Below are 10,060 nucleotides of genomic sequence, written 5' to 3'. Positions count from 1 at the left end.
TCGCTCACCCTGTACAACTGCGATTGCCGAAGGCGCACGTGCTACCTGCATCTCGAACAATTCATGTACACAGGCATCACGTGGATAATCCACCGCTGTTGCATTCCATTGCGTCAATAGCTGATGACGCTCGGCCTCGGGCAGAACATCAAGATCGCGCACCGCCATCTGCGGGGCATGGATAAGTGCATCGACAAGCACTTCCAGCGCCTTTAACAGAAACGCACATATGCGCTCCGGAAAAAGTGTCCGCTGTGACTGTACCGTCAGTACAAAGCCAGGCCCAACATCGTCGATAGATGCCATGAGCGGATAACTCGTCCGCCTATTATGCTGCAGGATCTCAATCCCCTCCAAGGTCAAAAAATCGGCAGCATCTTTTATCTGGACGCTATGCCGATAGTTGAGTAGCGAGGTAAACAAAGGTGCCGGTGCTGGAACATCGCTGCAGCGCTGCGCCAGCGAAAGCGGCGCATGTTCGTGCCGCAATAACGCGGCAAGACGCTGCTGCACCACATGTACACTTTCTAGCACGCTCGTCCCGTCAATCTCGATACGCAGCGGCAAGGTATTGAGGAGCAAACCAACCGCCTGATCGCCTCCCGCGACGCCTTGCATGCGACCAAACAAAATCGTTCCGAGCACAACACGTTCACGTCCTGTCGCCCGCGCCACCACTTGCGCCCACGCAAGATGGAACAAGCTGGCTGCACTCACGCCGAGCGCCCGCGCATGGTTGCGCAACGCTGCTGACAACCAATCTGGCAGCTCAAGCCGTGCTTCTTCCAAGTCCGATCCATCGCCTTGTACATTGATCACGCCAAATGGTGCACAGGGCTCATCGACATTACCGAGCATCGTCCGGAAATACGCCTCGTGCTCCTCGCGACTTACGCCAAGTAGCGCCTGCGCCACAAAATTGCGGAATGGTAGAGCCGCCGGCAAGCTGGCAGCTTTACCGCATAAATGGCATCTAACTTCTTCCAGCACGATCTGCAGCGTGGTTTGATCAAGTACAAGGTGATGACTGAGTAGCTGCAGTAGCCAGCGGCCGCTGACTACATCCTGTGCCGCAAAGCCGCATATCAGCGGTGCCTTGCGCATATCCAGACGCCAATGCTGCGGATCGAAGCGCGACTGCAACTGTGCGGCAGCATTGCCATCAGTTTGCGCCAGACAAATATCCTCGATTACCAGCGACGCGTGGCGCCACACGACCTGCACTGGTGCGGCAAGCCCTTCCCAGGCAATCGCCGTGCGCAGGATGTCGTGACGATCGATCACACATTGCAAGGCATCGACAAAACTATCCAGAAGTGAACGGCTGTCGAACGCGATCAGGTTCGATAGCAGATAGGTATCGCCTTCGCGCTGCAGCAGATGATGAAAGAAAATACCTTCCTGCAATGGGGCCAGTGGATAAATGTCCTGAATATTAGGCGTGCCACCCGGTGTCATCGCAACGATGCTATCGATCTGCTCCTGAGTAAGTGTCACCAGCGGCAGCAGCTCAGGCGTGATTATCTCCGTATCAGGTTTAATAAGATTGGGCGGAACGCTGACCGATATGGCACCACTCGACGCGGCCAGTGCCGCCAGCGTCGGGTTGGCAAACAAGGTGCGCAAGTCGGCTTGCAGGCCCTGCTGGCGCATGTGCTTGGTCAGCGACACCGCTAGTAGCGAATGTCCCCCGAGAGCGAAGAAGTTATCGTGCCGTCCGATGGTTTCCAGACCTAAGATGTCACTCCAGATCGCGGCAATGGCCTGCTCGATCGCTCCCTGCGGCGCTTCATACGCACGCGCGGCATAGGCCGCGCCATCCGGCGCAGGCAATGCCTTGCGATCCAGCTTGCCGTTGGCGGTCAGCGGGAGTGCTTCCAGGTGCACATAGGCCGTCGGCAGCATTACCTCGGGCAGGCGATTAGCCAATTCACTGCGCAGGTTCTCGGTGCTGTACGCGTCGGCATCGCCGACCACATAGGCCACTAATCGTGGTTCGCCCGGAACATCCTCGCGCAGCAACACCGTCGCATCCTGCACGCCCGCGCAGGCATGCAACGCGGCGGCGATTTCGCCCAGTTCGATGCGGAACCCGCGCAGTTTGACTTGATCGTCGTTGCGGCCGAGATACTCCAATGTGCCATCGGCGCGCCAGCAGGCGACATCGCCGCTGCGGTACATGCGTGCGCCTGGCTGCTCGGCGAATGGATCGGGGATGAAGCGTTCGGCGGTCAGGTCCGCACGACCGAGATATCCGCGCGCCAGTTGCGGCCCGGCGATGTGCAATTCGCCGGCCACGCCCATCGGCGCGGGTTGCCCGTGGGCATCGAGCACGTACAGACGCAGATGCGCGATTGGCTTGCCGATCGGCACACGCCCGTTGGAGGCATGTGCATCGTCGGCGGCGGTGGTGTGGACCGCGCAGCCGACCACGGTCTCGGTCGGGCCGTATTCGTTGATCAGACGGGTGTGCGGTGCGAGGGCTTGCCAACGGGCCAGCGTGGCCGGCGGTAGCGCCTCGCCACCGATCACCATGACCGCAGGGCTCAGCGGTGTTTGCTGATCGGTCAATTGCTGACCCAACACTTCCAGATGCGCCGGGGTGAGTTTGACCAACCCCAACGGGGTCGGATCGCACAGACGTTGCCGCAGGGCATCCAGGGTATCGTGTTCGGGTAGCAGTTCGACCTGCGCACCGCACAGCAGCGGAGCAAGCAGACTCGTCAAGGTGGCGTCGAAGGACAGCGACGAGGACACCACGGCGCTGGGCTGCGGTCGATAGGTGTCGATGGCGTACTGCAAGTAATGCGTCGCACCCGCATGGGTGAGCAAGGTGCCCTTGGGTTGGCCGGTGGAGCCGGAGGTGTAGATGACGTAGGCCAGATTGTCCGGACACAGGCCGGGAACATCTGGCGCGCCGGGATCATCGTGTTGTGTGTCCGTGTTGTCGTCCAGGGTCAGCACGCTCACGCGCAACATGGCGCGGCTGGCCGGCAGACGATCCTGCAGATCGGTGCAGGTCAGCACTGCACGTGGGCGACTGTCTTCCAGCAGGAAGGCCAGACGTTCGCTGGGCAGTTCCGAATCCAACGGCACATACGCCGCGCCGGCCTTGAGCGTGGCGAGCACCGCGACCACTTGGTCAATGCCGCGCGGCAGATACAACGCGACCCGACTCTCCAGGCCAACGCCAGCACGACGCAGACGCTGAGCAAGCCGATTGGCGCGCGCATCCAGTTCGGCATAGCGCAGGGTGTGCGTACCCTCGCGCACCGCGATGGCATCGGGCGTGCGTTGCACCTGCGCTTCGAACAAGCGATGGATGCAGGTGGCCGGAGCCAGCGGCGCGGTCTCAGTGACGGTGAAGCGCTGCAATTGCGCGCGTTCGTCGGTAGGCAACAGCGACAGTGCGTACAGGGCTGTGTCCGGCGCCTGCTCCAACGCCTGGATCAATACCTGCATGCTTTGTTGCATCAATGCGATGACCCGCTCGGTGCCGATGTGCCGGTTCACCTTCACCTCTACCGCGAAACCTCCGGTTGCCGTGATGTCATCGATCGAGATCGTCAGCGGATAGTTGTTGCGATCCAGTCCCGCCAGCATTTCCAGGCCGTGCCAGTCGTGCGGCTGTTGCGTTGGCTCGCTGGGTGTCTGCACCGCGCTGCCGCCAACATAGCGATAGTTGAGCAATGCGGTGAACAGCGGCGTCGGCGGCGCGATGCTGCTACAGCGTTGCGCCAATGCCAATGGAGCGTGTTCGTGATGGAGCAATTGCGCCAGTTGTTGCTGGGTCTGGCGGATTGCTTCGGCGACGCTGCGTCCATCGCGTCGCAGGCGGATCGGGAGCGTGTTGAGGAACATGCCCAGGACGCGGTCGGCGCCGCTGCCACCCTGCATGCGGCCGAACAAGGTCGTGCCGAATACAACATCGTCTTGGCCGCTGGCTTGCGCCAACACCAGTGCGCAGGCCAGATGGAACAGGCTGGAGGGACTGACGCCGAGTTGGCGTGCATGCTGGCGCACCGCGCTGGACAGGACGTCGGGCAGCGGCTGCAACGTCTGTTCGATGTCGGCACCGGTGCCGCGCACGTCCCACAGGTCGAACGGAGCGGTGGGCGTCTCCAGATCGCCCAGGTGCTGGGTGAAGAAGGCGCGGTGTTCGGCCTCGCTCACCCCCAGGCGTGCGTGGGCGACGAAGTTGCGGAACGGCAGCGGCGCCGGCAATTGCGCCTGCTGTCCATGCAGATGCGCCTGCACTTCCTCGACCAACAGCTCCAGTGTCGTGTGATCCATCATCAGGTGATGGCTATGCAGGCCGAGCAGCCAGCGTGCGTGCGCGGGATCTTCGACGAGGTGGGCATGGATCAGCGGTGCACGGCTGACATCCAGACGGAAGCGGCTGGGGTCCATGCGTTCGCGCAGCGCGTCCAAGACATTGGGATCTTCGATGACGTGTGTTTGCAACGGCAGCGGCGCATGCCGCCAGACCACTTGCACCGGCGTACGCAATCCCTGCCAGACGAAGCCGGTACGCAGGATGTCGTGACGAGCGATGACCGCTTGCAACGCCGCGACGAAGGCATCCAGGTGCGTGCGGCTGTCGAAGGTCAGTACGCTGATGTTGAGATAGGCATCGCCTTCGGGGCTGGCCAGGTGATGGAACAGCAGACCCTCTTGCAGTGGCGCCAGCGGATAGATGTCCTGCACGTTGGCGGTGCCGCCGTCGACGGTGGCCACGGCGGCATCGATCTCGGTCTGGCTGAGTTCGACCAGCGGCAGCAACTCTGGCGTGATGCGCGTGCAATCGGATGCGATGCGGTTGGGCGGGATGCTGAGCGTGGATACGGCGGTGAGGGTGTTGGCCAAGTCGGCCAGCGTGGGGGCGCTGAACAATGCACGCACTTGCAACTGCCAGCCCTGCCGACGCAGGCGTTCGATCAAACTGATTGCCAACAGCGAATGCCCGCCGAGGGCGAAGAAGTTGTCGTGCCTACCTATCGTGTCCAGACCCAGCAGATCACACCAAATCGCGGCGATGGCCTGCTCGACCTCGCCTTGCGGTGCCTCATACGCATGTATCGCATAGGCGGTGCCATCCGGTGCAGGCAATGCGTTGCGATCCAACTTGCCGTTCGGGGTCAGCGGCAGGCGATCCAACTGCACATAAGCAGCTGGGAGCATGTAATCCGGTAGTGCACCCGACAGCCAACTGCGCAAAACCTCTGGACCGATGCTCTCGGGCGTCACATCCTCGGCACCGACCCAATACGCCACCAGTCGTTTGTCGGTACGCGCCAGATCATCAAGCGCAATGACAACGCACTCGCGCACATCCGCATGCGCACTCAACCGCGCCTCGATCTCGCCCAACTCGATTCGGAAACCACGGATCTTGACCTGGTGATCGTTGCGTCCGACAAACTCAAGCGTGCCATCGGCACGCCAGCGACCAAGATCGCCGGTGCGATACATCCGTGCCGTCGGATCGGCACTGAATGGATCCATGAGGAAGCGCGCGGCAGTCAAATCGTCGTGATTTAGATAACCACGCCCCACGCCATCTCCGCCAATGTACAACTCGTCCACCACCCCAATCGGAACCGGTGCGCCTTGTACATCGAGGATATAGATCTGCGTGTTCGCAATCGGGCGACCAATCGGCAGGATCCCAGTGTTTTCCGACTCGGCGCAGTAACGCCAGGCCGTGACATCCACTGCTGCTTCTGTCGGTCCATAAAGGTTGAAAATCTCAGCTGATGGAAAAACCGCCTGGGCGCGTTCTGCAAGCGCTGCCGGCAAGGCTTCGCCACTACAAATAACCCGCCTGACCCCAGTACACGGATCATCATCGCCATGCTCGACAAATGCCCGCAGCATCGACGGCACGAAATGCAGCGTGGTGACTTGCGTATCGCGGATCAACGCCTTCAGATACACCGGATCTTTATGGCCTTCTGATTCGGTCAACTGCATCCGCGCACCGCTCAGCAGCGACCAGAACAGTTCCCAGACCGAGACATCGAAGCTCATCGGTGTTTTTTGTAAAACAACCTCGGATCGATCCAGCGTATAGGCCTCTTGCATCCACACGAGACGATTGACGACCCCACGATGTTCATTCATCGCGCCCTTCGGCATACCGGTCGATCCGGACGTGTAGATCACATACGCCAGATGCCCCGAGGTCAGACCAACGGCGGTGCGATCCGGATTACTGTCGGGCAGGTGTGCCCAGCGCTGGCCGTCGGCTTGCAGATCGACGACCACTGTCGAAGCAGCCGGATGCTCGACCAAGTGGCGGCTGACGGTATCCGTCAACATCACCACCGCGCCACAATCTGACTGCATATAGGCCAGCCGCTCCGGTGGATAGGCTGGGTCCAGCGGTACATACGCACCGCCCGCCTTCAATACAGCAACCACCGCAATCACCATCTCCACACTACGCTGCACACAGATCGCCACACGATCATCCGGGCGCACGCCCAACTCACGCAGGTAATGCGCCAGACGGTTGGCACGCGCGTTCAACTCGCCATACGTCAGGGCCACCTCACCCTGCACTACCGCGATGGCCGATGGATCATGTGCCACCTGTGCCTCGAACAATTCATGTACACAGGCATCGCGCGGATAATCTGCTGCCGTTGCATTCCACTGCGTCAGCAACTGATAGCGCTCGGCATCGTCCAGCAACGGAAGACGATCTACTGCCTGATGTTCGGCACCCTCGGCGACCATCGCATCCAACAGATGCCGCCAATGGCCCATCCACCGCTCCAGCGTCGAACGCTCGAACAATGCCGTGGCATAGGCCAGACTGCCGACGATCCCCTCCTCACTCTCCGTCAATGACAGCGACAGGTCGAACTGCGCGCTTGTCTGCGCAACGCCCAATCCGCTGGCATCGAGCTCGCCAAGATCCAACTCCCCCTGCGGCGTGTTCTGCCAAGCAAACATCACTTGGAACAGCGGCGCATGCGCCAGACTGCGTGGCGGTTGCAGCAGTTCGACCACCTGCTCGAACGGGATATCCTGATGTGCCTGCGCTTGCAGTGTGCGGTTCTTCACCAAGGCCAGCAGTTGCGCCAACGTCGGCGAGCCGGACAACTCCACTCGCAACGCCAGCGTATTGACGAAGAAACCGATCAGTCCTTCGGTCTCTGATCTCCCGCGATTTGCCACCGGACTGCCGATCACCACATCGTCTTGGCCGGATAGACGCGATAGCAGCAACGCCCAACTCGCCAGCAGGGTCATATATAGCGTCAGGCCATGGCGCTGGCTCAGCGCCTTCAACGCTTGTGCCTGTTGCGGCTCCACGATCACCTGCAACATCGCACCGGCATGGTCCTGACGCGCTGGACGCGGACGATCCGTGGGCAGTTCAAGCAACACCGGCGCACCAGATAGCGTCTCGCGCCAATACGTAGCCTGTTGCTCAAGTACATTGCCCTTCAACCACTGCCGCTGCCAACTTGCATAGTCGGCGTACTGAATTGGCAACGGTGGCAGCGGATCGGCTTCGCCACATGCAAACGCCCGATACAACACGCTCAGCTCGTTGATCAAGATCCCCATCGACCACCCATCCGAGACGATGTGGTGCATCGTGACGAAGAGGACGGATTCGTCGTTGGCAAGTCTTATCAGCCGGCCACGGATGAGTGGGCCTTGCTCCAACGCAAATGGCGCTTGCGCTTCTTCGACTAACAGTTGCTGCAGCGCCACCTCACCATCAGCTACACCACACAGATTGTGGGCGATCAGATGGAAGCCGCTTTCTTCATCAGCGATGTGCTGCAACGCCTGTCCATCGACCAGCGCGAATGTCGTGCGCAGCGACGCATGTCGGGCCACGATGCGATCCAACGCACGTTGCAACGCCTGCGCATCCAACACACCACGCAACCTTAGCCCGCCACTGATGTGATACGCCTGACTGACACCCTCGAACTGCGACAGGAACCAGAGCCGTTGCTGTGCAAACGACAGCACACGCGGCGCATCCGGCTGCAATGGCAGGATCGGTGGCAAGATCGCAGCGGACGAAGAGGCCACACACGCGGCAAGCTGCTGGAGCGTGGCGTGCACAAACAACTCGGCCACCCCGATCTCCACACCCAATTCCTTGCGCAGGCGAGAGGCGACCCGCACCGCCAACAACGAATGTCCACCGAGCGCGAAGAAGTTATCGTGCCGCCCGATGCTCTCCAGACCCAGCAGTTCACGCCAGATTGCCGCAATGACTTGTTCGATCTCACCTTGCGGTGCTTCATAGGCACTGGCCGCATAGGCCGCACCATCTGGTGCCGGCAATGCCTTGCGATCCAACTTGCCGTTGGCGGTGAGTGGCAAGGTCTCGAGACACACATAGGCCGTCGGCAGCATCACCTCGGGCAGGCGATTGACCAAATCGCTGCGTAGGCTCTCGGCGTCTATCCGCTCGACCTCGCCCACCACATAGGCAACCAATCGTGGCTCGCCCGGAGTGTCCTCACGCAGCAACACCGCCGCATCTTGCACGCCCGTGCAGGCACGCAACGCGGCGGCGATTTCGCCCAGTTCGATGCGGAACCCGCGCAGTTTGACTTGATCGTCGTTGCGACCCAAATACTCCAGCGTGCCGTCGGCGCGCCAGCAGGCGACATCGCCGCTGCGATACATGCGTGCGCCTGGCTGCTCGGCGAACGGATCGGGGATGAAGCGTTCGGCGGTCAGATCCGCACGGCCGAGATATCCACGTGCTAACTGCGGCCCCGCAATATGCAGATGACCGGCCACGCCAATCGGTGCGTGTTGTCCATGCGCATCGAGCACGTACAGGCGAAGATGCGCAATCGGTTGACCGATCGGCACACGCCCGTTGGGCGCGTGTGCATCGTCAGCAGTCGTGGTGTGGACTACGCAGCCGACCACCGTCTCGGTCGGGCCGTATTCGTTGATCAGACGGGTGTGCGGTGCGAGGGCTTGCCAACGGGCCAGCGTGGCGGGCGGCAGTGCTTCGCCGCCGATCACCATGACCGCAGGGCTCAGCGGTGTTTGCTGATCGGTCAATTGCTGACCCAACACTTCCAGATGCGCCGGGGTGAGCTTGACCAACCCCAACGGGGTCGGATCGCACAGACGTTGCCGTAAGGCGTCGAGCGTGTCGTACTCGGGCAGCAGTTCGACCTGCGCCCCACACAGCAACGGGGCGAGCAGGCTGGTCAAGGTCGCGTCGAAGGACAGCGACGAGGACACCACTGCGCTGGGCTGCGGTCGATAGTGTTCGATAGCCCATTGCAGGTAATGCGCCGCACCCGCATGCGTGAGCAAGGTGCCCTTGGGTTGGCCGGTGGAACCGGAGGTGTAGATGACGTAGGCCAGATTGTCCGGACACAGGCCCGGCACATCCGGTGCGCCGGGATCATCGGTGTGCTTCTCCGTGCTGTCGTCCAGGGTCAACACGCTCACGCGCAACATGGCGCGACTGGCTGGCAGACGATCCTGCAGATCGGTGCAGGTCAGCACTGCGCGTGGACGACTGTCTTCCAGCAGAAAGGCCAGACGTTCGCTGGGCAATTCCGGATCCAGCGGCACATACGCCGCGCCCGCTTTGAGCGTGGCGAGCACCGCGACCACTTGGTCAATGCCGCGCGGCAAGTACAACGCGACCCTGCTCTCTAGACCAACGCCAGAGCGACGCAGACGCTGGGCGAGTTGGTTGGCACGGGCCTCCAGTTCGGCGTAGCGCAGCAGGCGTTGTCCTTCGCGCAGCGCGATGGCATCGGGTGTGCGCCGTACCTGCGCCTCGAACAGGTGGTGGATGCAGGTGGCAGGTGCGAGCGGTGCGGTCTCGGTGACGGTGAAGCGCTGCAATTGCGTGCGCTCGTCCGCAGGCAACAGCGGCAGTTGCGCGACACGGGCGTGGTCGTCGGCGACCATACCCTGCAACAGGGTCACGAACTGGGCCAGATGGCGTTCGATCGTACTGCGCTCGAACAGCGCCGTGGCATACCCCAGGCTGCCGACGATGCGGTCCTGCTGCTCGTTGAGCGAGAACTCCAGATCGAACTTG

At 61.6% G+C, this 10,060-nt stretch carries 1 protein-coding gene; it reads right to left on the bottom strand.

Annotated features, from left to right (window positions below):
• Nucleotides 1–10,060: non-ribosomal peptide synthetase (locus XALGPE39_RS00360; protein ID WP_052689942.1), on the bottom strand; the 10,060-nt coding region annotated here is incomplete at both ends.

The sequence above is a fragment of the Xanthomonas sp. GPE 39 genome (assembly GCF_000963005.1).
GTDB lineage: Bacteria > Pseudomonadota > Gammaproteobacteria > Xanthomonadales > Xanthomonadaceae > Xanthomonas_A.
This window is presented reverse-complemented; position numbering and strand designations above follow the sequence as displayed.